We start from the raw sequence: 22,932 nt of genomic DNA on the forward strand, positions 1-22,932 counted from the left end.
ACTCAGACGCTCAGGATTCCAATATGACATCAGGGTTAGAGAGTTTTCTTCAGCAGATAAAACGGCGCGACCCGGAACAAGCCGCCTTCCACCAAGCCAGCGAAGAGGTTCTGCGCTCACTATGGCCATTCCTCAAACTGCAGCCAAAGTATCAATCCATGGGCCTACTGGAAAGGCTTGTTGAACCCGAGCGGGTGATTCAATTTAGAATCGCCTAGCAAGATGATAACGGTCAGGTCCAGTCAATCGTGGATATCGGGTACAGATGAACAGCGCCATCGGCCCCTACAAAGGCGGGCGACGCTTTCATCCATCGGTTAATCTGGACATCCTGAAGTTTCTCGCCTTCGAGCAAACCTTTAAAAACTCGCTGACCTCCCTACCTATGGGTTCAGGTAAAGGGGGCGCGGACTTTGACCCCAAAGACAAATCTGACGCTGAAATTATGCGTTTTTGCCAGGCGTTTATTACCGAACTCTATCGCCATATTGGTCCCAACCTGGATATTCCTGCCGGCGATATCGGGGTCGGTGCTCGGGAAGTAGGCTATATGTTTGGCATGTATAAAAAGCTCACCAACGAATTCACCGGCACCTTTACTGGAAAAGGCTTCGCCTTCGGCGGCTCACGAATACGCCCGGAAGCCACCGGATATGGCTGCGTGTATTTCGTTGAAGAAATGATGAAAACACGCCATAGCGGGCTAGAAGGGAAAAAAACCCTGATCTCCGGTTCTGGCAATGTCGCCCAATTTGCTGCCAGGAAAGTACTCGATCTAGGCGGCAAGGTGCTGACTCTTTCTGACTCCAGCGGCACCCTGTTTTTCCCACAAGGAATGACCGAAGAAGATCTTCTTCATATTACCGAGTTGAAAAATAAGCCCGGAGCGCGTCTCAGCGAAGCGACTCAATATTTGAATGCTGAATACTTGGAAAGCCAGCGCCCCTGGCACATCCCCTGTGATATTGCTTTACCATGCGCCACCCAAAATGAGCTTGACGAGGACAACGCCCGCACCCTGATCAAAAATAATTGTCAGGTTGTTGCCGAAGGGGCGAACATGCCATGCACCCTCGCTGCCATAGACATCTTCCGGGATGCCCATATATTGTTTGCGCCCGGCAAAGCCGCCAATGCAGGCGGGGTATCGGTGTCGGGACTGGAAATGAGCCAGAATAGTTTACGACTAAACTGGACCTCTGGAGAGGTGGACGAGCGACTGCATTCTATAATGCAGCGCATTCACCATTCCTGCATTGAGTACGGAACCGTGGACGGCACCACCGGTTATGTCCGGGGTGCAAATATCGCTGGGTTTGTCAAAGTGGCAGATGCCATGCTCGCCCAAGGGGTGGTGTAACCGTTTTTACTCAGCACAATAAAGCAGGCGGGTCGGCACTATCGATCGGCGCGCCCGCTCTTATCTCCCTGCTTAGCTGCAGGCTCCGGGCGAGCCCAAAGCCACGCGGCAGTCACCATCAATGTCGCCGGAACGCCCAGCTTTAACGCAACATGGGCCTCAGAAACCGCAATCATCATTACGCTGAGCAACATCATTGCAGACGCCGCGATTTTGGCCCGACGCGACACCGCGCCATGCTCTCGCCAGTCACGGATACTGGGGCCATATTTAGGGTGCCCCAGCAACCAAGCTTCCAGCCGAGGCCAACCATGAGTCCCTGCCCAGGCGGCCAGCAACAAAAAGGGCACCGTGGGCAAACCAGGGATGACTACACCAATCCCCCCAAGCACCACGGACAATATTGCCAGCAACCGCCAGGCGGTGATTTTAAGCATTGCGCACACTCCTGAAATGTCACAACAGCATGCATTCAGCAAACGCTCGCTGCAAAAGACCCAGGCCAGATATGACCTGCAGCCACCTTATGACACTGTTTCGACACGGCCACGTTGAACACTCCCTTGAGCATGACTATACCCAGGATAATAGTAAGCACACGATTTACAGGAAAACGTCCGTCTTCCTTCGCATCAATCCCATCAGCGCCGAAGAAGGGCCGCAGTGAGATTGAAACTAAACCCAACGCACCCTACGGCATGCTCTCTGCCTCAACCAGCGGTCAAGCAGCCAAAAAAAACCCGCCATAAAGGCGGGTTTTTTATCAGCAGGAGAGACTTAGAATGCGAAGTGCTCGGCATCCAGGTCCATCATGCAGTCCAAACCACCTTCGATAGCGCCTTTATGGCCAGCCACGCGCGGCAGGATGCGCTTGAAGTAGAAACGCGCAGTACTGATCTTGGCTTTGTAGAAGTCCTCATCACCAGCACCAGCATCTAGCTGGGCTTGCGCGACAGATGCCATGCGCGCCCACAGATAGGCCAGCGTCACGTAACCAGAGTACATCAGGTAATCCACCGAGGCGGCGCCCACGTATTCCGGATTCTGCATGGCCTGCATGCCGATGGCTTGAGTCAGCTCGCCCCATTCCTTGTTGTAGCCGGCCAGCGGCTCAACAAATTCTTTAAGGTCGCCATTCTCACCATTGGCTTCACAGAACTGGTGCACAATCTTGGTGAAGTTACGCAGGGCCTGGCCCTGGGTCATCAACACCTTACGGCCCAACAAATCCAGCGCCTGAATACCGGTGGTGCCTTCGTACAGAGTAGAGATACGGGCATCACGAACGTTCTGCTCCATGCCCCACTCACGAATAAAGCCGTGACCACCGTAGATCTGCACACCGTGGTTAGCAGCTTCCAGGCCTGTTTCGGTCACAAACGCTTTGGCGATCGGTGTCAGCAGCGCCATCAGTTCGTCGGCTTCTTTACGGGCCGCTTCGTCCTTCTCCAGCTTCACCTTGTCGCCCAGCTGGGCACACAGGTAAACCAGTGCACGGCCACCTTCGGCGAATGCCTTGGAGGTCAGCAGCATGCGACGCACATCTGGGTGAACGATGATCGGGTCAGCCGGGCCTTCCGGGTTCTTAGGTCCAGACAGACTACGCATGGCCAAACGTTCCTTGGCGTAGGTCAGCCCGCCCTGGAAACCAATTTCAGCGTGCGCAACACCTTGAATAGCAGTACCCAGGCGAGCGAAGTTCATGAAGGTGAACATGCAGTTCAAACCTTTGTTCTCCGGACCGATCAGGTAACCAGTCGCACCGTCGAAGTTCATTACACAGGTAGCAGAAGCCTTAATACCCATCTTGTGTTCGATGGAACCACAGGTCACCGCATTGCGCTCACCCACGCTGCCGTTACCGTCAGTCATGAACTTGGGCACGATGAACAGGGAAATGCCCTTGGTGCCTTTCGGAGCACCCGGCAGGCGAGCCAGGACGATATGGATGATGTTCTCAGCCATGTCATGCTCACCGGCGGAGATGAAGATCTTGGTGCCGGTGATGCTGTAGGATCCGTCGTCGTTAGGCTCGGCCTTGGTTTTGAGAATGCCTAGGTCAGAACCACAGCTAGGCTCAGTCAGACACATAGTGCCGGTCCACTCACCACTGGTTAGCTTGGGCAAGTACCCTTGTTTCTGCTCTTCAGTGCCGTGTTCTTCAATGGTGGCAACCGCACCATGGGACAGGCCCGGGTACATGCTCCAGGACCAGTTGGCAGAACCGGTCATTTCTGATATCGCGATACCGGCAGAACCCGGCAGGCCTTGGCCCCCGAACTCAGGATCGCCACCCATGGCCGGCCAGCCACCCTCTACGTATTTGACGTAGGCTTCTTTAAAGCCTTTCGGCGTGGTCACCACACCATTTTCGAAACCACAGCCTTCCTCATCACCGGAACGGTTTAGAGGAGCCAGTTCGTTTTCAGAAAACTTGGCGCCTTCTTCCAGGAAAGCATTCAGCAGTTCGCTATTGATATCGTCCAAACCCAGGCTGGCGTAGTGGCCATCCAGGTCGAGCACTTCATTCAGTACAAAGCGCATGTCGCGCAGGGGAGCCTTGTAATCCGGCATCTCAAATCTCCCTTAAATTACCGGTAACAATGAGGCGGGCCGTGGCTCGCCACTCTTTTAAGTGGGCTAATCTTAGGTCAGGCTTCCGGCACGTCTCCACCCCTATTTGTGACCCGCAAGTCAAACAAGCGTTTGAAACTAATGTTTGCCCGCTAACCGCCCTGTTTTCAAAGACAATTACCAGGAAATCGTAAAAAAGCATCGGTCTGCTTGCGATAGGCATTCAACCCGCCGAGGTTTCGGTATACTCGCGACATTACCGTTTAGGAGTGGTGAAAATGCTTGATCCCAATCTACTGGATATTTTGGTCTGCCCGGTCAGCAAAGCACCGTTGATCTACGATGAAAAAACCGCAGAGTTAAAGTGCAAAGCCAGCGGCTTAGCCTATCCGGTGCGCGATGGCATACCGGTCATGCTGGAAGAGCAGGCACGCGCCATGAGTGATGAAGAAGCCCTGTCACTATAACATTTAGCTCCACTACTCCTCGCCACAGGAAGGCCCTCATGCATATCCGCCTTATGTTCGCCCTAGCGCTGGCCAGCTCCCTTCTTTGCGCCGAGGAGCCGGCCAATAACGATCCTCCTGTACCCGACAGCCCAGCCATCAACATGACAGAAGAGCAAAAGCTCAATAACTGTCTGTTACGCAGTGCCCAGACCGCTAATGGCAATGTAACACTGCACGAAATGCGCGGTTGGTGTACGAACGGCGAAGAACAAGAGAGAATCAGTAGCCATGAGAACGCCCTGCGAGCCAGGCTGGCACTGGAAAATACCACCCGCGGCAATCCCTTTGTCATCACCCCTCATCGCCGAAACTACCTGATGCCGTATAGTTACTGGTCCAATCGGCAGTGGAACGACCCCACCAAGAAGGACAGTGATCTACAACCCTCTGAGGTCAAATTTCAGTTATCGCTGAAAGCCCCTATCAAAGAAAAGATTTTCGATGACATTACCCTTTGGATGGCCTTTACCGGCACGTTCTATTGGCAGGCTTACAACAGTGACCTCTCGGCCCCATTCCGTGAAGCCAATTACGAGCCGGAATTATTCATTACCAAACCGATTGATTGGCAAATCGGACCTCTAGATTCGGAGCTATTGGCGCTAGGGTTCAACCATCAGTCCAACGGCCAGGATGTGCCCGTTTCACGTAGCTGGAACCGTATCTTCATGAACTATGTGTTCAAGACAGGGGATTACTACTGGTCCTTCAAACCTTGGTATCGCATTCCTGAAGATAAAAAAGACTCCCCCACAGATGCCGGCGGTGACGACAACCCGGATATCGAAAAGTACATGGGCAATTTCGAACTGGAAGTCGCACACCCATTCGGCAACCACGTGGTCGAACTGATGCTACGCAACAATCTACGTTCGGAGAATAAGGGCGCAGGCCGCCTCAATTACTCATTCCCGCTAAGCAAACGCTTCAAAGGCTTGGTGCAGGTTTTCTCCGGGTACGGGGATTCACTGATTAATTACGACAATTATGAGAACCGCTACAGCTTCGGGATCCTGTTGACGGATTCTCTATAGAGGCAGCCGCGAGCCACACGTTTTAAATAAGACACCAAAGGCTCTCTTGAAAGTGCACACAGATTGCAGCGCAGCCAAGAGAGCGTTTCGGAGTCAACGGTACCTATAAAGGCCCGTATTTCAGCGGGCGCTTCACGCTTGTCATTCTAATACCACAGCCCCAAAAGCCGCCGGAATAAGCTCACTCCCCACAGGAGCGAGCCAATCTTGTCAATCGCGCCCCTGCTTGGCTTGCTGCACCTGAAAGCGCGGCGTCTGTGCCCCCCCGTTTTAGCATTTATCCACATCGTTCTAGGGGCGCTTTTCAGAGTACTCACTATAGGTAGGCGGCGTTGACTATTGTGGTGGCCATGGCCTACCAGATACAAATCTGCAACATCGGGTACTTGCCTTCTCCCTAACGATCACGCGATCATCCATGTAGCCGGATGATTAAGTCATTCGGTCCTCGTGCCGGCGGCCCGGTTAGGATGCCGCACCACAGGCGCCCCGCAAGGGGCGCGGTGGTGCGGTTGGCGATCGGGCCGTCCGGCACGCATTATCCTCCTCTTGCTATCGCACATACCGCGTTCATCTGCGCACGCCTTTCACCCCCACTCTCGCAACTTTCCGGTTATGCTGGTCTCTAACTGCCTGCTAACAACGTATATCAATGGAGTGAAGAATGAAGAAAGTGCTTTCCTTGTGGGTCGCCATGGGCCTGTTGATCCTGAGCGGCTGCCAGAGCCTCGCTGGCCTAGAGTCTCCAGAGGTTAGCGTCTCCGGTATTAATCTGAACAGCTTCAGCCTGTTTGAGCAGGAGTGGGGGCTGACGCTTCGGGTCCAAAACCCCAACGATCGGGAGCTAACGCTCAACAGCTTGGACTATGAGATCTACGTGAACGGGGAGAAGTTTGCCCGCGGGCTCACCAACGAAAGCATTACCTTGCCGGCCATGGGTGATACCAAAGTAACGACCGCCATCACCACAAGTCTGCTGGGCAGCCTGCAGCAATTACAGAAAATTCAGCAGAACCAAGACCAGCCACTGCAATACCGGCTAGTGGGCAAATCACGGGTGGCCGGGGTACCGATCCCTTTATCCTTCGACAAGGAAGGAGAAATGAAGCTACCCGCAATGCCATAAAAAAAACGGGCTTATCTCCGCCGTCACAAAGCTCAACAAGCACAACAGCGCTGTTAAGAATGGCTGTCATGGTAGAACCCATCATCCCTGCCGCTCACGGCGGAACCTGCCCGGGCTCTGCCCGGTCCAGCGGCGGAAGGCATGGTTGAAGTTGGCTATCTCCGAAAAGCCCAGACGTTCGCTGATTTCAGTCAGGCTGAGGATGCCAAGAGTGAGCCATTGCTCCGCCAGCATCTGCCGAACTTCATCCAACAACATCCGATAACCTGTACCCTCCGCTTGCAGATGACGGCGTAAGGTACGACTGGTGATCGCCAGCTCCTGTGCCATCGCCTCCATATCCGGAAAGCGACCCGGCTGTTGTAATAACCGCCGACGCACCTGCGCCGCCACGCTGCCCTTGCGATAACGCTGCACCAATAACTGGTGACACTGCTCTTCACATAAACGCGCCGTGACCGGGTTGGCTTGGGGCAGTGGCATATCAAGCAGGCCCAGAGCAAAACGCGCCTGACTACGAGGACGACCAAATTCCGGCACCAGTCCAAAAATAGATTCGAAGGTGGCCGCCGTTCGCGGCGGCAACCGTATTTCCAGTGAAGACAAGGGAACCCGCCCGGCAAACAACTCTTCCTGAATCATCATCACCGCACTGGCATCCCGGGCCAACAGATACTCGCGAACCTCTTCCGGCACGCCACTGTCATCCAAAATCAGCAAGGCATCATTCCCCTCCTGCTGGAGAGAGACATCCAGAAAAGCAAATGTTAAGTCTAGGTAGCGCAGCCCCAGCTCAACAGCCTGACGAAAGGTGGGGCTACTCAACAACGCAAACCCCCATACTCCATAGCTACTCAGGTGGTAACGCTGCCCCATGGCTAAGCCTAGCTCTGCATGGTTGCCCAGAGCCCGGCACAAGTTGCGTACCACCGTGAGCTCCTGTTCCGCACCAATAGTGCAATCTGCTTGGCCCAGCATCGCCAAATCAATCCCCGAATTGTGCAGACACACAGAGGCCGGCACGCCTTGCTCTTCGGCAAAGGCCACCTGCATCCGCACGCTGGTTATCGCTCTCTGTACCGCCATAATGTCCGTATTTCACAAATTTATGTCCCAGAATGCCATAAACAAAGCGTTTATGTATCGCTAGAGTGGATGGCAACGTTATTAACCGGATTGTTTCCCATGCAAGTAACGCACAACGTGGTCATTATTGGTGCCGGCTTCGGCGGGCTGGGCATGGCTATTCGCCTAAAAGCTCAAGGCCAAGATAATCTGCTGCTTATTGAGAAGGGCCACGACGTGGGGGGCTGCTGGCGCGATAACACCTACCCCGGTGCCGCCTGTGATGTGCCTTCCCATCTGTACTCCTTCTCTTTTGAGCGCCACTACCCTTGGAGCCGTCGCTTCGCCCAGCAAAAAGAGATTTTTGCCTACCAGCAATACTGCGCTCGCAAATACGATCTATACCGCCATATACGCTTCAACACAGAAGTGGCAGAGGCGCGTTTTCTGGATGAACCCGGCTTATGGGAAATCACCATGACCAACGGCGAGGTCATCACCTGCCGAGCGTTGATCACTGCCACCGGTCAGCTCAACCAACCCGCCTACCCACCACTTTCAGGAATTGAAGACTTTCAGGGCCCGCACTTTCACAGTGCTCGCTGGAACCACGATGAGGACCTCACCGGTAAAACCGTAGCCGTGGTCGGCACCGGCGCCAGCGCCATTCAGTTTGTTCCCGAAATTGCCAAGGTGGCCGGCAAGGTCAAACTGTTCCAGCGCTCTGCAGCACATGTGATTCCCAAACCGGATCGCGCCTACCGCAAGGCCGAACACTGGATGCTGAAAAAGTTGCCCGTGACACAAACCCTGGATCGCATGCGTATCTATGCCGCCAATGAAGCACGGGTGCTGGGGTTTACCTCCTTCCAAAAAGCCATGCTCGTCTACGAATGGCTCTTTGCCCGACAACTGAAAAAACAGATTAAAGACCCAGTACTGCGCGAAAAACTAACCCCAGATTACCCCATGGGCTGTAAGCGCATCCTGATGTCCAACGATTATTACCCTGCGCTAGCCCAAGCGAATACGGAAGTGATCAACTACGGTATTGATGCGGTAGATAAGAAAGGCCTCACCGATAGTAGCGGCACCCACCACAAAGTGGATGTAATCATTTACGGTACCGGCTTCAAGGCCACCGAATTTCTTACTCCAATGACCATTACTGGCCGCAACGGAAAAGACCTGAATAGCACCTGGCGGGACGGTGCAGAAGCGTACCTCGGCATTACTGTACGAGGCTTTCCAAACCTGTTCATGCTCTATGGCCCCAACACCAACCTGGGCCATAACTCGATTATTTACATGCTGGAAAGCCAAATCCATTACGTTCAACAATGCTTGGCAGAAATGGACGACCAACAGCTTCATTCCATGGAAGTACGCGAGAGCGTACAAGCGCGTTTCAACGATAACGTGCAGCGCAAAATCAGCGACACCGTTTGGGACAAGGGCTGCCACAGCTGGTACAAAACCGATAGTGGTAAGAACACCAACAACTGGCCCGGTTTCACTTTTGACTACCGCCGCCAAACCCAACACTTGCAACTCAACGACTACGAGTACAAATCCCTATGAGCCTGTTTGTTGATCGCATCAGCCGTAGCCAGTCGACACTGCAACAAGTACTGGCAGGCACGCTACGCCAATCCCTGGCACTACTATTCAAACCCGTTGCCAATCCACGCTTCAGCTTTACTGCACAGCGGCGCTGGCTAGACATTATGGCCCACAGTACCCTCAAAGCCCGAGGCATCGGCAGCCACGATAACGCGTTAGCCAATGTACCTTGCCGCCACTACCAGCCGTTGCATGCACAAACTACCGTGCTCTATTTACATGGCGGTGGTTACGTGGCTGGGAGTCCGGACAGCCACAAGTCCATTACCTCGCACCTAGCCAAATTCGCCAATGCCCATGTGGTGGTGCCGGATTACCGGCTCGCTCCGGAACACCCCTGCCCTGCCGCCATCGAAGACGCCGTCGCGGTCTACCTAGCTCTGCTAGAGAGCGGCGTAAGCCCCGGCTCTCTAACGTTGATGGGCGACTCCGCTGGAGGCGGATTAGCACTGGCCACGCTGCAAGCGTTAAAAGCCAGCGGTAAGCCGCTACCCAGCAGCGTTATTCTTTTTTCCCCCTGGGTTGACCTAACCTTGGGACAGCTTTACGACACCGACCGAGATATCATGCTAAGCCATAGCTGGCTAGCCAGCGCGGCTGACGCCTATGCGGGTAATGATACCCGCAATGTCCAGTGCTCCCCGCTGTTCGGCGAACTAAGTGACTTGCCCCCCACGCTAATCCAAGCCGGCGGCGATGAAATTCTGCTTAATGATAGCCACCGTCTGTGCGCTGCTTTAAACGAAGCGGGCACCCCAACACGGCTACAGATTCACCCGCAACGCTGGCACGATTTTCAATTACACGCGGGTGTACTTGCAGACTCGGATCACGCTCTGATGACCTGCGCACGCTTTATTCACCAACATGCCATCCATGACCATGAAGAGGACGCTCACGCATGAAACGCATCATGATTACTGGCGCAGCTAGCGGCATTGGGTTGGCCACCGCCACCTTCTTCCATAACAAGGGCTGGCAGGTGGGCCTTACCGACATCAATGAAACCGCCCTAGCCAAGCTCGCCAGAGAACTGAATGGCAGCTGGTATCAGCGTCTGGATGTAACCGAAGCAACCGCCTGCCAGAAAGCCTGCGAGAGCTTTTCTCAAGGCAAGGGCTTTGATGTGCTCTTCAACTGCGCAGGGGTTTTGCGCATGGGGCATTTCGAAGACATCAGTGCCGAGCAGCATAAACAAATCATTGATATCAATGTGATGGGGTTGATCAACATGACCTTGGCGGCTCAACCCCATCTACAACTGAGCACTGAGCCCGTAGTGATAAACATGAGTTCCGCCTCTGCGCTCTACGGGGTGCCGCATCTAGCGTCCTACTCCGCCAGCAAATTTGCCGTGCGAGCACTCACCGAAGCCCTCAATATCGAATGGGCACGCCAGGGTATTCGCGTGGTGGATATCATGCCCCCCTTTGTGAAGACCCCGATGATCGACGGGGCCATTTTCCGCGCCCCGGTAGTGGACCGCTTGGGCGTCAATCTCACCGCCGAAGACATCGCCGCTAAAGCCTGGCAAGCCGCAAATGAAAACGTGCCGGTTCACAATCCTGTAGGCCGCACATTTAAGTTAATTAAGTTGATGGACAAGGTATTGCCCAGTGTTTCCACCAAGCTGACCATGACATTTCTTAGCCGCGAATAAAAACGTCGTAAGCGTTAAGCTGCCGCACGACGGAAAAGATAATAAGGATTAAAAATAAAGGAGCCATGGCCAAGGTCTGGCCTCGGCTCCTGTGCATTGAAAGCTGAAACCAGTTATACCTACTGTAATTTTCAGCTTGCAACTACTCCTTCGGCCGAGGGAAACGGATTTTGACTTTACGGCGCCCCCATTCACGTGCAGCCTGCAAGTCCTCCCCCATATAAATATCAATTTTGCGTTTCCAGCGGCGATGCATCTTATCCTTCACTTGCCAAACACCAGGCAAGCCCTCGATGGTAACTTCCACATTGTGCGTAAGCCCCATTGAAATCAAATCACGGGACACAGCAATGACTTGCATACACGGTTTTAACCGATCGCCCCAGGCGGCCAACGCATGGTCGCTTCCCGCCCCCTGCCCATACAGTGAATTATAGGCCGAGGCCGTCACTGTCAATTCCATCATCGGGACCGATGGCACGTCTTGCGCTTCACAACGTGAAGCCAGTGAAGAGCTAGCGACTAACACCAAAGAAAAAAGGGCTACATTCACTCGCCGTTGCAACGACACTGCTATGGTCATGGCATGACTCTCCGCTCTGCTCATCCTGTTATTCGCTTTTCTCTTATTCTTTTTATTGGGGCACTGATGGCTGCGTGTGGCTTTTACTCTGAAAAACCACCCAAGGGCAGCAGTATACCTAAGCTCCTCACCAATACGCTGCGCGAGTGGGCGCCTACTGGCCCGCCTCGGGGTGTCATCTTAGGCTTACATAGTTTTGGTGATTTCGGCGCGGCCTTTGAACAGGTTGGCCCCTGGTTCGCGGACGCCGGCTATCTGTTTGTGGCCTATGACCAGGCAGGGTTCGGCGACCGACAAAAACAAAGCCGCTGGGCAGGTGAGCACCAACTGGTTGACGACGCAGCAACACAAATTCGTCGACTGCACCAGGCATACCCGCAGCCCCTGTTTGTGTTCGGTGAAAGCTTAGGCGGTGCTGTAGCTATATTGGCCGCCCAACAACAACGGGACAAACTCGCTGGGCTGGTGCTGGCCGCGCCTGCAGTGCGCGAAGGCATTCCCTTCCGCTACGGCTGGAATGCAGCTATCGCAACCGCTGCCACTCTAGCCCCTGGCTACCTACTGACCGTGGAGCGCCGAGCTGACGACCCTAGCCTGTCGCCCCTCAGTGCGCAACGGCTGGCCAAGAACCCCCGCGTTATGCGTGAGGTACGCATGGACGCCTACTGGGGCCTGATCAAGCTAGCCGACAGCGCCAGCGATTCCGCTAACCACCTCAACATCCCCACCCTATTGCTGTACGGAGGCAATGACCATTCCGTCCCCGAGGCCGGCATTACGAATCTGCGCCAGCATTTATCTGCTAACAACCAAGGGAAATACCGTTTCTACCCGCAAGCGCCACACCTGTTACTTCAGAGCCAGGAATGGCAGCGAATTTGCAGGGACATTGCACAATGGCTTACCCGAAGCCAAACACCACAGAAAAACACAAAAAATGGCCTGACCGGCTCCACCCCCGCCCTGTGAGGCCTGTTAAGCTGGCAACACACCAACAGGAAAAAGGGCATCCATAGCCATGAGCAAACGCGTACTCATCACCGGCGGTAATTCCGGCATTGGTTTCTGCACGGCAGAACAACTCGTCGCGCGCGGCGCAGAGGTCATCCTCGCCTGCCGCGACCAAACGAAAGGCCAAGCCGCCATTGCCAAAATCAAGAATGCTCATCCGCAGGCAAAAATACGCTTATTTCCGTTGGATCTGGCAGATCTTGAACAAGTCCGTGATTGCGCGGCTCAGCTCTATCAAGAACTGGGACACATTGATGTTTTGATCAACAATGCCGGCGTGGTCCCGACCCGGCAGGAATTCACCAAAGACGGATATGAAATGCAGTTCGGAGTGAATTATCTCGCTCCAGTACTGTTCACCCACCTAATGCTGCCGCTGTTAAAAAAAGGCACCGCACCGCGCATCCTCCATGTGGCTTCTGTGGCTCATTGGCTAGGCCGCATCAATAAGAAAACGTGGAAGGGCCGCAAACCCTATCTGATTATGGATGCTTACGGGCAGTCCAAACTGGCCAACATCCTGTTCAGCAATGTGCTTGCAGACCGTCTGAAAGAAATTGGCATTACCAGCAACGCTCTGCACCCCGGCGGCGTGGACACCCCGATTTTTCGCCACGTCCCCAACGCCATTATGGCGCTCATTCGCCCTACGCTCACCACCCCGGAAAAAGCCGCTTCGCTTCCGGTAAGCCTGGCCTTAGACAAACAATACGTAGGCATCACCGGGGAATATTTCGCTAACCATAAAACGGCTCTTCGCTCGCCCCGGGCGCGCAATAGCAGCTTGGCTGATGAATTGTATTACGACACCATGGCCGAGTTGGGTATACCTGCGTTATAAGCCAAGGGGAGTTGCCAACGACAAGCTGCAACACGCAAGAGAGCAAAAAGCTCTGAAACAGAAGGGCAGCGTCCGAAGTCTTGGCGCAGCCCTTTTGTTGAAAAAATGTCGCGCTCTCTGGAGCGTGAAACGTGAGGCTTGTCAATAAAGCGCCCTCACTCCAGCCCGCTCTCCCTAACCTTCGCCTGTAACTGGGGGTAAAACGTCAGAAACCCTTCTTCCAACTCCCGATAACGTGACCCGATTTCCTCAATGATGCCACCGAAGGAATTGGCAAACCGAATCCGCGCAGCGATCACATCCAGCGCCTCGCCAACCTTGGTCAAATCACCGTACTGATTGAGCAAATCAAACGCGATCAATCGCTCTACCCGCTGCTGCATGGGCCCGTGCATTAAGGGCAATCCCTGTTCAAGCTGGCGGTAATGGTGCGCAATAGCCTGTTCTCTGGGGACGTCATAAAACCGCACCCAATGCTGCCAAAGGAAATGGTCGAACAGCACATCCAGTGCCACCCCAGCAAAACGGCGGCGGCCAGACGAAAAGGTTCGACGCTGCGAGGTAACCCAAGGATGGTGGTCGGTAAAGTGGTCCACCAGACGGTGGTTATCCAGGCCTCGGCGCAGTGGCCCCGTCAGCTCACTAACGTCCACTCCACGCATAAAATCCCCAAGCACATTGCCAACCTTCGATGATACCGTAGGTTGCGCCAAGGATAGGTGGGCGAGGTAATTCACCGCGCACTACCCGCCCATCGATACCCCAGGTTCTTTCGCATCGCAGACCACTCCTGTTCAAGAGAGGGGAACACTACCGTATCGCGATATACCCCATCGGCTGAGTGGGCACACTGCCGGAGCACCCCATCCTGCTTGGCATCCAGGCGGACAATGGCCGTGCGGGATGCGTGGTTGTACCCGTGCGCTCTCAGTTCCACAACAATAGCATTCAGCGTATCCAAGGCATGGCCCAGCAACAGCAACTCACACACCTTGTTCACCGCACTGCGCTGCAAACGGCGCGCCATTTTAGGTACTCCGGTAAGGGAATTAAACGGTCTTGGTCGACCTACACGCGACCAGGAGATCAGCCTGGCGGCCAACTAAACGAACGCCCACCCAGCACATGCACATGCAGGTGAAATACAGTTTGGCTGGCGCCGGCGCCGTTATTCACGTTCAAGCGAAAATCCTCCAGCCCTTCTTGTTTGGCCACCTGGCTGGCCACCAGTAGTAAATGCCCAAGCAGCGCCTGATCGGCTTCTTCAGCATCAGACAACTTAGCAATCGGCTTCTTGGGAATCACCAGAAAATGCGTAGGCGCCTGCGGGTTGATATCCCGGAAAGCCAGGCACTGGTCGTCTTCAAAGATGATATCAGCAGGAATTTCACGGTCGATGATCTTGGAGAACAGGGTTTCAGCCATTGTCTTTTCACTCCTTGGGTAACGCTAGACCAAAGCAGGGCATTGGTACTCATGATGTGCATTTCACTGTGTATCGGGTGTGCCCCGGTTCACAGCTACGGCGATAACTGCTCGTAAAATGTTCGCTGTGGACCACAGTGCACCTTAGCGGCAGCCCAGAATAATGGCATTATAGTGGCCTGTCTAAACCCACCATCATCACCGGAATAGCATGGCCACTCTTTTTGTCGAAAATTTAACTGTCGCCGATTTCTCTTACCTCCATTCCAAGCGCGGTATGGTGGGTGAATCATGGCTTGTTGACCTAGAACTCAGCGGCGAGCTAGATGATCAGGGCATGGTCTTCGATTTTGGCCACATCAAGAAGCAAATCAAACAGCTCATTGATGACAATGTCGATCACCGCCTACTGGTTCCGGTCGACAGTGACCAGGTCACTATTACTGAGCGCGATAAAGACATCAGCCTTGAGTGGATATATCGTGGCGGCACCATCCGTATGATCGCCCCCAACCAAAGCCTACTTTTAATGGCCGGCCCGGAAGTCACCAAGGCCAGCCTGACCCTGTATCTGATGGACCTGATCCAAACCGTAGTGCCCAAAAATGTGGAGGAAGTGCGCGTAGTTCTGCGCGAAGAAGATACTGGAACCGCGCCGTTTTACCACTATTCACACGGTCTAAAAAAACATGATGGCAACTGCCAGCGCATTGCTCACGGCCACCGTTCCAATATCCACATTTTCGAGAATGGCCGCCGCAGCCGTTACTGGGAAAAGCTGTGGGCGGATCGCTGGGAAGATATTTATCTAGGCACCGAAGAGGACCTGGAAGGCACTTACTATATCGACGAAATCCCCCATCACCGATTCCGCTACGATGCACAGCAGGGGTATTTTGAACTGGTGATCCCGGAAGATCACTGCTACATGATCGATACAGACACCACCGTAGAGCAGCTGGCGACCCACATTGCCAATCAACTGGCCACCGAAGCCCCGGGCAAACACTTTCGTGTCCGGGCCTTCGAAGGCGTAGGTAAAGGAGCCATTGCCGACGCCGGCGAAAACATGCCGGGCAAGACCCACAATAGCTGGCTCAGCAGCACGCCGGTAATCTAATAGCAAGGGAACGACCCTATCCCTACCGATGGAGCGCCAAGCCGAAGTGCACAGCTCGCACCTCGGCCATGGCGCACGAACAAAACGCTACAAGGCCGACAACACACCAATTCGTGTTTTCAACGTTCAGCTCGGCACGCGTAACGTCTCTTATTCCTCTGCCAGAATACGCTCCGCTTCCTCCTGAATTAGCCGGCGCAGCCAGCGATGGGCTACGTTGTGATGCAGCAGCGACGACCAGGCCATCTTCAATTCGAATTCGGGAATATCGAACGGCGGTTGCTTGATCAGCAAACGCTCATTTTGAGCCTGCATTCTTGCCACACGGCTAGGGAGCGTGGCTACCAGGTCATTGTTCATGGCCAACAAGGCCGGCATTTGATAGTGACGCGTAAAGATACTGATCTTACGGCTCGTGCCCAATTGCTCCAGCGCATGATCAATCCACCCCAACCCGCCGAGCTTTTCCGGGTTCATACCAAACCCTACCCCGAAACCAGTTTTCGACACCCAAATATGCTGAGCAGACAGATAACTATCTAAGTCGAACCCTTTCGCGATGGGGTTATCCCGATTGAGCAGGCAAGAGAACGAGTCTTTCCACAGGCTCACCTGATGGAACGATCCTGGGATTTCGTTAAAGCGGTTCACCGCCATATCGACCCGGCCCTGCTCCATGTCTTGGTAGCTCACATCCGACGGCGTCAAAAAATCGAGCACCACATTGGGCGCTTCGGCACGCAGGCGGCGCACAATATGCGGCACCAGGGTCGCTTCCGCATAATCGCTGGTCATGATCCGGAAAACACGACGGCTATCCGCAGGCTGAAAAACATCTTCGGGGGTGAACAGCTGCTCTGCCTGAGAAAGAATTTGACGCACTAGCGGCCGCAACTCATGGGCTCGTTCCGTCGCAGTCATACCATCACTAGTACGGATCAACAGCGGGTCGCCAAACAATTCCCGCAGCCGCTTCAGGGAGTTACTCATTGCCGGTTGAGTAATGCCTAACTGCTCCGCTGCACGAGTCACATTCTGCTCGCGTAAGAGCACATCCAGATACTTGAGCAGATTCAAATCTGCCGCCCCAATATTCATTAAGTGAATAGCCGCCCATTCTTACATCAGTAAAAGAAATTGTAACACTGTATGATCCGCGCTGACATCGTGTCCCCGGTTCACATGAACACACCTTTTCCCCCGTAATAGCCTTTACGGTAGCGAGCATTAACAAATTGCAATACTGGCACGCTGCTAGTATCGCTTTAAAGCAAAAAAATGCGTAAGGTTCGGCTGTCTGATGCAAATGCTTTATGTGCTCATTTTTTATCAGCCTAGCAATCCATGCTCCATACGAAACACAAAAACTGAGTACCAAAGGTGTTCCCGTAAGAAAATTGCGATGTGTCCACCCCTCAAGGTATTGCAACAGCCTGCAGCTTGTATCCCGATAACAGCACAGCCTGCTCTGTTGTCATAGGCCGGCAAGCCTCGTGCGCCAGCCATATGTAAGTAGGCGTGATTCAGAGGTTAATATGACAAACAACGCAACCACGCGGACTGAAAAGTTCGTGGTTCGTTTTCCCTATGGCATGCGAAACCAGGTCGCCGAGGCAGCCAATGATAGCCATCGCAGCATGAATGCAGAAATTATTGCCCGTCTGGAGCACAGTTTGGACAATTGGCCCCAAACCCTGCCCCACACAGAAACCCCCGTTCCACAGGGCAATGAAGAAACCGCATTACTGGAACGCTTTCGCCAACTCTCCCGGAGCAAGCAACAAGCACTATTAGCTCTTTTGGATTAAGTTGACGCGCCAAGACTAACGACAACCGGCCTTCTGTCCCTACAATACGCCGCTACTAACCACGCGGCGATTATCTGTTCGGCAACACTTTGCACTATGATGACTACATGATGCTCAAAAAACGCCGTCACCGATTCATGGACCGACAGGAGTCTTTACCGCTGTGACTGCAAACCAGAACCACACGCCATTGCCAACCGGCAACGATATTACGTTACCGTGGCATCTGCGCTTGCCCAAACCGCTGGAAAAGGACTTCCGCCTCTACTTCCGGGCCAGCGCGGCTAAGTCTACGCCTTGGGCCCTGGCTCTAGTGGCATTCCTTATTGTCTCCGCCATGTTTATTGAGTCACGCATTTCTGTCGATGTCTTAAGCTTTTCCTGGCGGTCAAGGCTGTTCACCTTGATGCTCACCGGTGGCTGCCTTGTGCTGCTGCGCAAACCTCAGTGGCGCAACTGGCTTCACGAAGCCACTCTAGTGCTCGCTTTTGCCATCTCGCTCACCGGCAATTATCTAGGCGTCACCATTGAGCCCTCATTGTCCTATCCCTTTTTCTTGCATACACCACTGGCTATCCTGATGATCTGCATCTTGATCAGAGTGCCCTTCTATGTAGCACTGGGCAGCTCGGCGATCATGATTGCTTGCATGATCTTTAGCCTGCAGCTCAACCCCGGCCGGTACCCCTTTGAACCAACCACCTTGGTGCTGGTCTCGCTGGCCTTTACCTGCACTGGGCTGTTCGGCCAATATGTTTACGAACGGCTTCTGCGCCAGTACTTTCTCTCCGAACACGTGCTATTCCAGCACAGAAATGAATTACACTCCGCCAATCTGGTGCTGGAAAATCAGGCCACTGTCGACGGCATGACCGGCTGTATTAATCGCCGGGGAATGGAAAGCCGCCTGAACCACCTTTATCACCAGCTAAAACAAAAAACCCCGGATGCCCCCGAGCGCATTACCCTGATATTGTTCGATATCGATTTCTTCAAACAATACAATGACACCTATGGCCACCCAGCCGGGGACGAGTGCCTGAAAAAAGTAGCGAGTGTGCCGCTGGGGATGGTGCAAAGCGATACCGATTTCGTCGCTCGCTATGGTGGCGAGGAATTTGTCATTACCCTGGCGGACTCCAGCTTCAACGATGCACTGGTGTTTGCCGAGCGCATGCGTAACCGGGTAGAACAGCTCGGAATCCCCCACAGCGGCTCCCGGATCAGCCAAGTAGTTACCATCAGTGTCGGGGTCGCCTGCTCGGACAGCAATGCAGAAAATGGCGGACAGCTGTTAAAGATGGCGGACGAAGCACTTTATCAGGCAAAAGGCTCCGGTAGAAACCGCGTAGCACTGATGAGCAATCAAGGCGTGGTTGAGGTATTGAATTAAACGGCGGCTACGCAAAACTGATTCATTGATTCTTACTTACAAAGGCCGCGCCCTGAATGTTAAGCGCGGCCAAGCCTTTAGCTTTAGCGTCATATCAAAAACGGCTAACACGTGGTTGAGTGTGCCCTCCTACCGATTAAGTTGGCACAGTGGGTTTGCACGCTAATCCGCAACAGCTTGCTATTTACGCCGCAAGTCCTTCTGCCGGTCCAAAGAACTCATAATGGATATCGGCATCGTCCACACCTTTATCCTGCAACAGCCCATACACCGCTTTGAGCATCGGTACCGGACCACAAAAATAATACTCTGCGCGGCGATCGCCCACCAGCTGATCCAGCAATGCGCAATCCAGAAACCCTGTGCTGTCAAAGTCAACCTTCTCCTGGTCCTGGGCAGACGGCTCACTATAACGAACATGACAATGCAAGTTATCGTGGTTGTCCGCCAACTGCTGCAACTCTGCAGCAAAAGGCCGAACAGCGCCATTCAGGGCACACTGGATAAAGATCACTTCACGACCCTGTTGGTGAGCCAGCGCCCCATGTAGCATCGAGAGCAGCGGCGTGACGCCCACCCCACCGGCAACTAACACTAATGGCACTCCCTCAGCATTCGCATCGGCCAGGGTAAATTCACCACAGGGTGGCGCCACCTCGACAACATCACCTTCCTGAAGATGCTCATGGATATAACCGGAGCACACCCCATCGGGCGCTTCGTCAGCGAGGGCTCGCTCCCGTTTCACACTAATTCGGTAATGGCTTTCCCCCGGCGCACAGGACAAGCTGTAGTTACGCATTACCGGTAGCCCACCCGGCGGCGTCACCCGCACAGTAATGTACTGGCCAGGCTGATGTGGCTGCAGTGCCTCCCCATCTTGGCGAGCAAGATAAAGAGAAACAATATTCTCACTTTCCTGCTCACGGCGAGCGACAACAAAGGGCTTGAAACCCTGCCATCCGAAAGTATCTTGCTGGTGCTGATACAGCGCTCCTTCACGCCCAATAAAAATATCCGCCAGTGCACCGTAAGCCGCCGCCCAGGCATCAATAATTTCCGACGATTCATCGATCCCCAGCACTTCTTGAATGGAGGCCAGCAGGTTTGCACCAACAATGGGATAGTGCTGTGGCTGAATCCCCAAAGAAACGTGTTTCTGGGCAATCAATTCCACGGCATCCGCCAGTGCAGCCGGGTTATCGACGTGCTGGGCATAGGCACAAATAGCACCAGCCAGAGCGCGCTGCTGGGTTCCGGCCTGCTGATGGGCCGGATTAAAAAACGCTTGCACCTCCGGGTTTTCCCGAAACATACGCGCATAGAAATGCCGAGTGAGCGTCTCTCCATTTTCCTGCAGCACAGGAACGGTTTGTTTAATAACAGCCAGTTGGCTCTGGGTAAGCATGGCGTGACTCCTGTTGGCGACCAATAATAGGTATTTTACATGCCTCTTTTAAATGGGCATATTAGATACTCATTTTTTGGAGGTCAAGCCATGCAACTCACAACACATACGGACTACGCCCTGCGGACTCTCATTTACCTCTCCCTACGGCATGACAAGCTCCCAACCACCATCCAGGAAATCGCCGATGCGTACCACATCTCCAACAACCACGTAGCCAAGGTTGCACAGACACTGGTACAACTGGGTTATGTGCAGAGTTTAAGAGGCAGGAGCGGCGGCTTGGTAATGGCCAAACCTGCAAACGAGATAAACGTGGGGGAGCTGATACGGCAGACAGAAAACCTCAAACTACTGGACTGTTTTGGCACAGAATCGTCTTGCCCAATAGACCCTGCCTGCAAGCTGAAAAACGCACTAGGCAAAGCCCAAGCCGCCTTTCTTCAGACTCTAGATCAATACAACTTGGCAGACTTCACCGATAATAGCGATGAGCTTCGCATCCTGCTCAAACAAGTTTAAAGCAGGGCACTCAAGGCGCCCTGTCGCCATTATTTATTGGCTCTTTTTTCTCGTCGTTTCTCTTTTAGAGTTTTTTGCGGTTTTTTCTTCGTTTTTTCTTTACTCATAACGTTTTTCCTTCAATTTGACTGCATACTTTTTCGTATTCTTTACGGCAAACCGTGCAAAACAGAACCCTCCTTCTTCTCGTTAAAAATTCTACTTCCTGCTGGTTTTTTTACTTTCAACAAAAGATATCGGTGTCGATGACCGAGAAAATCCACATTGACCACCGCGCCAGGCAAGGACCCAAGCAAAGCCGCGCCCAGCGGGGAAAGCACAGAAAGATCTTTGTTATCCAGGGGTCTTTTTCCAGCTTCTGCCAAAATGAAAGACATCTGCTCTTCATCTTCAAGGCTGAATAAAAAAACGCGATCGCCTACCGCTGCCGCAGCAAGATCGCTCTCGACGCCACGCAACATCTCAATTTTCTCCATCACTTCCATGAGCCGAACCGGCGAAAGAAAGAACAGGGGTGTTTTTGCTAAATAGCGTTTTCCATAGCCATAGCGAAACAACGACAAACGCTTCATAAGCGCAGCCATAAACCGTTCACCAAATTAATAAGAAAAGAGGGGGGTATCGAACGATGTCGAAAACGGAAAATAAGCCGGACGGGTTCCGCCCGGCTTAAACCGGAAAGGTGGGGAGAAAATCCATCCAAAGAGAGAAAAGATAAAACACAACGGCGTTCCTACATTGAGCTTGAACCGAATATAGAAGCAACCATAGCCGGAATAATAAATATAGCAAGCCTCAAAAAAGAAAGCGGCGTTTTCATTATTGAGAAAATTATTTTCGCGAATTTTCACTTAAGAGCGGTTTCTCATAGAACGGCGCGCAGAAACACTATAATCCTCACACCCCAGCGCCATCTCACTGTTACCACTGCGGCTGATCATCCAGTGTGGTCTGCAACACAGAGAAGGCACTTTCCAGCTGCACGCTTTTTCTGGCACGGGAATACACCAGAAACACCGGGTAACTGAACTCGGGGGCGTCGGTTTCGCGAATCAGCGCCCCGTTTTCCAAATATGGCTGAGCAACACGGGTTCGGAAATAGCCACTACCCCCATTAGCCACTAGGTACTGAATCGCCAGCGGCCCCAAATCCATAGTTAGGCCGGCACGGGCCTTTTCCGGCTGCGCCACATCGTGTTGCTGGCGAAAATGCGCCCCCCAATCCACATATACATAGGGCTCCGCCGTGTGGGGGGTGCGGACCAGAATCAGTTTCTCTTCAAGCAACTGCTCCACCTGCATACCGGGCCAGTAATCCGGCTGATGAACCAGCACCGCATCCAGCACGCTCTGCTCCAGCCGCTCATGCAATGAACGGGGCTCGCCCACCTCAATACGCAAAGCCACATCCGGCAACACCTCCCGCAGCGCCGATAGCCAGTTGAGCAGCAGTGGATTCCACAGGCTGATCTCCGCCCCCAATGTCAGCACTGATTCAGCGCCCTGCGGTAACGGCAGCTCCCTGCGGGCAGCTTCCCAGGTCTGAACCAGCTGGCTGGCATGGCTGGCAAACCGCTCTCCGTGATCCGTCAGCGTCGCCCCGCTGCGGTTACGCACAAACAGCCGGCACCCCAGCTGCCCTTCCAGGTTCTGCACCCGCGCTGTAACTGTAGTTTGGGTTATGTGCAACCGATCCGCCGCTGCCATAAAACTGCCGGTGCGAACGATTTCCAAAAAGGTACGGGCCAGATCAATATCCAATGGGGGCTCCTCACACAAGCTCAAACCAAACTTATATCAAAATCTTCGATATTAAACTCTCTTATATTTCATTATTGCCTATAAAAAAGAGCCTTCATACTCATTGTCA

Annotated in this window: 23 protein-coding genes and 1 pseudogene; 13 read left to right on the forward strand and 11 right to left on the reverse strand. The window is 53.5% G+C overall.

All coding sequences use genetic code 11. The features are described from left to right. Positions 1-23: 23 nt before the first annotated feature. Positions 24-1,360: pseudogene (gdhA, locus tag AS19_RS10725) on the forward strand (NADP-specific glutamate dehydrogenase). A 38-nt stretch (positions 1,361-1,398) separates the two neighbouring features. Here the strand turns inward: gdhA and AS19_RS10730 are convergent. Both AS19_RS10730 and AS19_RS10735 read right to left on the reverse strand, forming a co-directional pair. Next, positions 1,399-1,797 (reverse strand): YbaN family protein, encoded by a 399-nt coding sequence (locus AS19_RS10730; protein ID WP_035458791.1) that lies wholly within the window; start codon positions 1,795-1,797, stop codon positions 1,399-1,401. A 340-nt stretch (positions 1,798-2,137) separates the two neighbouring features. Then, on the reverse strand, positions 2,138-3,934 hold the full coding sequence (locus tag AS19_RS10735; RefSeq protein ID WP_011589380.1) for an acyl-CoA dehydrogenase C-terminal domain-containing protein: 1,797 nt from the start codon (positions 3,932-3,934) through the stop codon (positions 2,138-2,140). Positions 3,935-4,212: 278 nt separating this feature from the next. Here AS19_RS10735 and AS19_RS10740 point away from each other — a divergent pair, with 278 nt between their 5' ends. The 3 genes from AS19_RS10740 to AS19_RS10750 all read left to right on the forward strand — a co-directional run bounded on the left by AS19_RS10740 (position 4,213) and on the right by AS19_RS10750 (position 6,603). Continuing rightward, on the forward strand, positions 4,213-4,401 hold the full coding sequence (locus AS19_RS10740; protein ID WP_035458796.1) for a Trm112 family protein: 189 nt from the start codon (positions 4,213-4,215) through the stop codon (positions 4,399-4,401). Between the two features lie 38 nt (positions 4,402-4,439). Next, a complete protein-coding gene (locus AS19_RS10745; protein ID WP_011589382.1) occupies positions 4,440-5,477 on the forward strand; it encodes a phospholipase A in 1,038 nt (345 codons plus the stop codon). 664 nt (positions 5,478-6,141) lie between these two features. Beyond that, a complete protein-coding gene (locus tag AS19_RS10750) occupies positions 6,142-6,603 on the forward strand; it encodes an LEA type 2 family protein (RefSeq protein ID WP_046962068.1) in 462 nt (153 codons plus the stop codon). An 81-nt stretch (positions 6,604-6,684) separates the two neighbouring features. Here the strand turns inward: AS19_RS10750 and AS19_RS10755 are convergent, their stop codons facing one another. Next, positions 6,685-7,689, reverse strand: coding sequence for an AraC family transcriptional regulator (locus AS19_RS10755; RefSeq protein WP_011589384.1), 1,005 nt, complete (start codon positions 7,687-7,689; stop codon positions 6,685-6,687). Between the two features lie 99 nt (positions 7,690-7,788). Here AS19_RS10755 and AS19_RS10760 point away from each other — a divergent pair, with 99 nt between their 5' ends. From AS19_RS10760 to AS19_RS10770, 3 genes are read left to right on the forward strand one after another with little or no spacing between them, the layout of a single operon-like run. After that, on the forward strand, positions 7,789-9,249 hold the full coding sequence (locus tag AS19_RS10760) for an NAD(P)/FAD-dependent oxidoreductase (protein WP_035458801.1): 1,461 nt from the start codon (positions 7,789-7,791) through the stop codon (positions 9,247-9,249). Next, the gene (locus tag AS19_RS10765) at positions 9,246-10,196 is read left to right on the forward strand and encodes an alpha/beta hydrolase (protein WP_011589386.1); all 951 of its coding nucleotides are present in this window, start codon (positions 9,246-9,248) and stop codon (positions 10,194-10,196) included. Before AS19_RS10760 ends, AS19_RS10765 begins: the two co-directional genes overlap by 4 nt. Next, positions 10,193-10,951 carry an SDR family oxidoreductase gene (locus AS19_RS10770; protein ID WP_011589387.1) on the forward strand — a complete coding sequence of 253 codons (759 nt, stop codon included), beginning with the start codon at positions 10,193-10,195 and terminating at the stop codon, positions 10,949-10,951. The genes AS19_RS10765 and AS19_RS10770 overlap by 4 nt, the downstream gene beginning before the upstream one ends. 142 nt (positions 10,952-11,093) lie before the next feature. Here the strand turns inward: AS19_RS10770 and AS19_RS10775 are convergent, their stop codons facing one another. Next, positions 11,094-11,534 carry a 3D domain-containing protein gene (locus tag AS19_RS10775; protein WP_011589388.1) on the reverse strand — a complete coding sequence of 147 codons (441 nt, stop codon included), beginning with the start codon at positions 11,532-11,534 and terminating at the stop codon, positions 11,094-11,096. A gap of 3 nt (positions 11,535-11,537) precedes the next feature. On the opposite strand from AS19_RS10775, the gene AS19_RS10780 reads away from it, so the two are divergent. Both AS19_RS10780 and AS19_RS10785 read left to right on the forward strand, forming a co-directional pair. Next, complete coding sequence (locus tag AS19_RS10780; RefSeq protein ID WP_231483352.1) at positions 11,538-12,503, forward strand: alpha/beta fold hydrolase; 966 nt, start codon at positions 11,538-11,540, stop codon at positions 12,501-12,503. Between the two features lie 49 nt (positions 12,504-12,552). After that, on the forward strand, positions 12,553-13,386 hold the full coding sequence (locus AS19_RS10785) for an SDR family oxidoreductase (RefSeq protein WP_011589390.1): 834 nt from the start codon (positions 12,553-12,555) through the stop codon (positions 13,384-13,386). Between the two features lie 155 nt (positions 13,387-13,541). Here AS19_RS10785 and AS19_RS10790 read toward each other — a convergent pair whose 3' ends face one another. The 3 genes from AS19_RS10790 to AS19_RS10800 all read right to left on the reverse strand — a co-directional run bounded on the left by AS19_RS10790 (position 13,542) and on the right by AS19_RS10800 (position 14,811). After that, on the reverse strand, positions 13,542-14,048 hold the full coding sequence (locus tag AS19_RS10790) for an acyl carrier protein phosphodiesterase (RefSeq protein WP_011589391.1): 507 nt from the start codon (positions 14,046-14,048) through the stop codon (positions 13,542-13,544). Positions 14,049-14,119: 71 nt separating this feature from the next. Beyond that, positions 14,120-14,413: a GNAT family protein gene (locus AS19_RS10795; RefSeq protein WP_186326991.1), complete on the reverse strand. Its 294-nt coding sequence runs from the start codon at positions 14,411-14,413 to the stop codon at positions 14,120-14,122. Positions 14,414-14,472: 59 nt separating this feature from the next. Next, positions 14,473-14,811 carry a histidine triad nucleotide-binding protein gene (locus tag AS19_RS10800; protein WP_011589392.1) on the reverse strand — a complete coding sequence of 113 codons (339 nt, stop codon included), beginning with the start codon at positions 14,809-14,811 and terminating at the stop codon, positions 14,473-14,475. 211 nt (positions 14,812-15,022) lie between these two features. On the opposite strand from AS19_RS10800, the gene AS19_RS10805 reads away from it, so the two are divergent. After that, entirely contained in the window at positions 15,023-15,931 is a 909-nt protein-coding gene (locus AS19_RS10805; RefSeq protein WP_011589393.1) for a 6-carboxytetrahydropterin synthase, read from the forward strand. A 150-nt stretch (positions 15,932-16,081) separates the two neighbouring features. Here the strand turns inward: AS19_RS10805 and AS19_RS10810 are convergent, their stop codons facing one another. After that, positions 16,082-17,029: a LysR family transcriptional regulator gene (locus tag AS19_RS10810; RefSeq protein WP_035458916.1), complete on the reverse strand. Its 948-nt coding sequence runs from the start codon at positions 17,027-17,029 to the stop codon at positions 16,082-16,084. 437 nt (positions 17,030-17,466) lie between these two features. On the opposite strand from AS19_RS10810, the gene AS19_RS10815 reads away from it, so the two are divergent. Beyond that, entirely contained in the window at positions 17,467-17,739 is a 273-nt protein-coding gene (locus AS19_RS10815) for an Arc family DNA-binding protein (RefSeq protein WP_011589395.1), read from the forward strand. A 163-nt stretch (positions 17,740-17,902) separates the two neighbouring features. Beyond that, entirely contained in the window at positions 17,903-19,132 is a 1,230-nt protein-coding gene (locus AS19_RS10820) for a diguanylate cyclase (RefSeq protein WP_011589396.1), read from the forward strand. 184 nt (positions 19,133-19,316) lie between these two features. Here AS19_RS10820 and hmpA read toward each other — a convergent pair whose 3' ends face one another. Further along, positions 19,317-20,540, reverse strand: coding sequence for an NO-inducible flavohemoprotein (gene hmpA / locus AS19_RS10825; RefSeq protein ID WP_011589397.1), 1,224 nt, complete (start codon positions 20,538-20,540; stop codon positions 19,317-19,319). Between the two features lie 90 nt (positions 20,541-20,630). Here hmpA and AS19_RS10830 point away from each other — a divergent pair, with 90 nt between their 5' ends. After that, a complete protein-coding gene (locus AS19_RS10830; protein ID WP_011589398.1) occupies positions 20,631-21,062 on the forward strand; it encodes an Rrf2 family transcriptional regulator in 432 nt (143 codons plus the stop codon). 149 nt (positions 21,063-21,211) lie between these two features. Here AS19_RS10830 and AS19_RS10835 read toward each other — a convergent pair whose 3' ends face one another. Beyond that, on the reverse strand, positions 21,212-21,634 hold the full coding sequence (locus tag AS19_RS10835; protein WP_231860801.1) for a GreA/GreB family elongation factor: 423 nt from the start codon (positions 21,632-21,634) through the stop codon (positions 21,212-21,214). Positions 21,635-21,983: 349 nt separating this feature from the next. Beyond that, positions 21,984-22,823, reverse strand: a complete 840-nt coding sequence (locus tag AS19_RS10840; RefSeq protein ID WP_046962070.1) for a LysR family transcriptional regulator — start codon at positions 22,821-22,823, stop codon at positions 21,984-21,986. Positions 22,824-22,932 lie beyond the last annotated feature (109 nt).

It is taken from the genome of Alcanivorax sp. NBRC 101098, assembly GCF_001010505.1.
In the GTDB taxonomy this organism is placed as follows: domain Bacteria; phylum Pseudomonadota; class Gammaproteobacteria; order Pseudomonadales; family Alcanivoracaceae; genus Alcanivorax; species Alcanivorax borkumensis.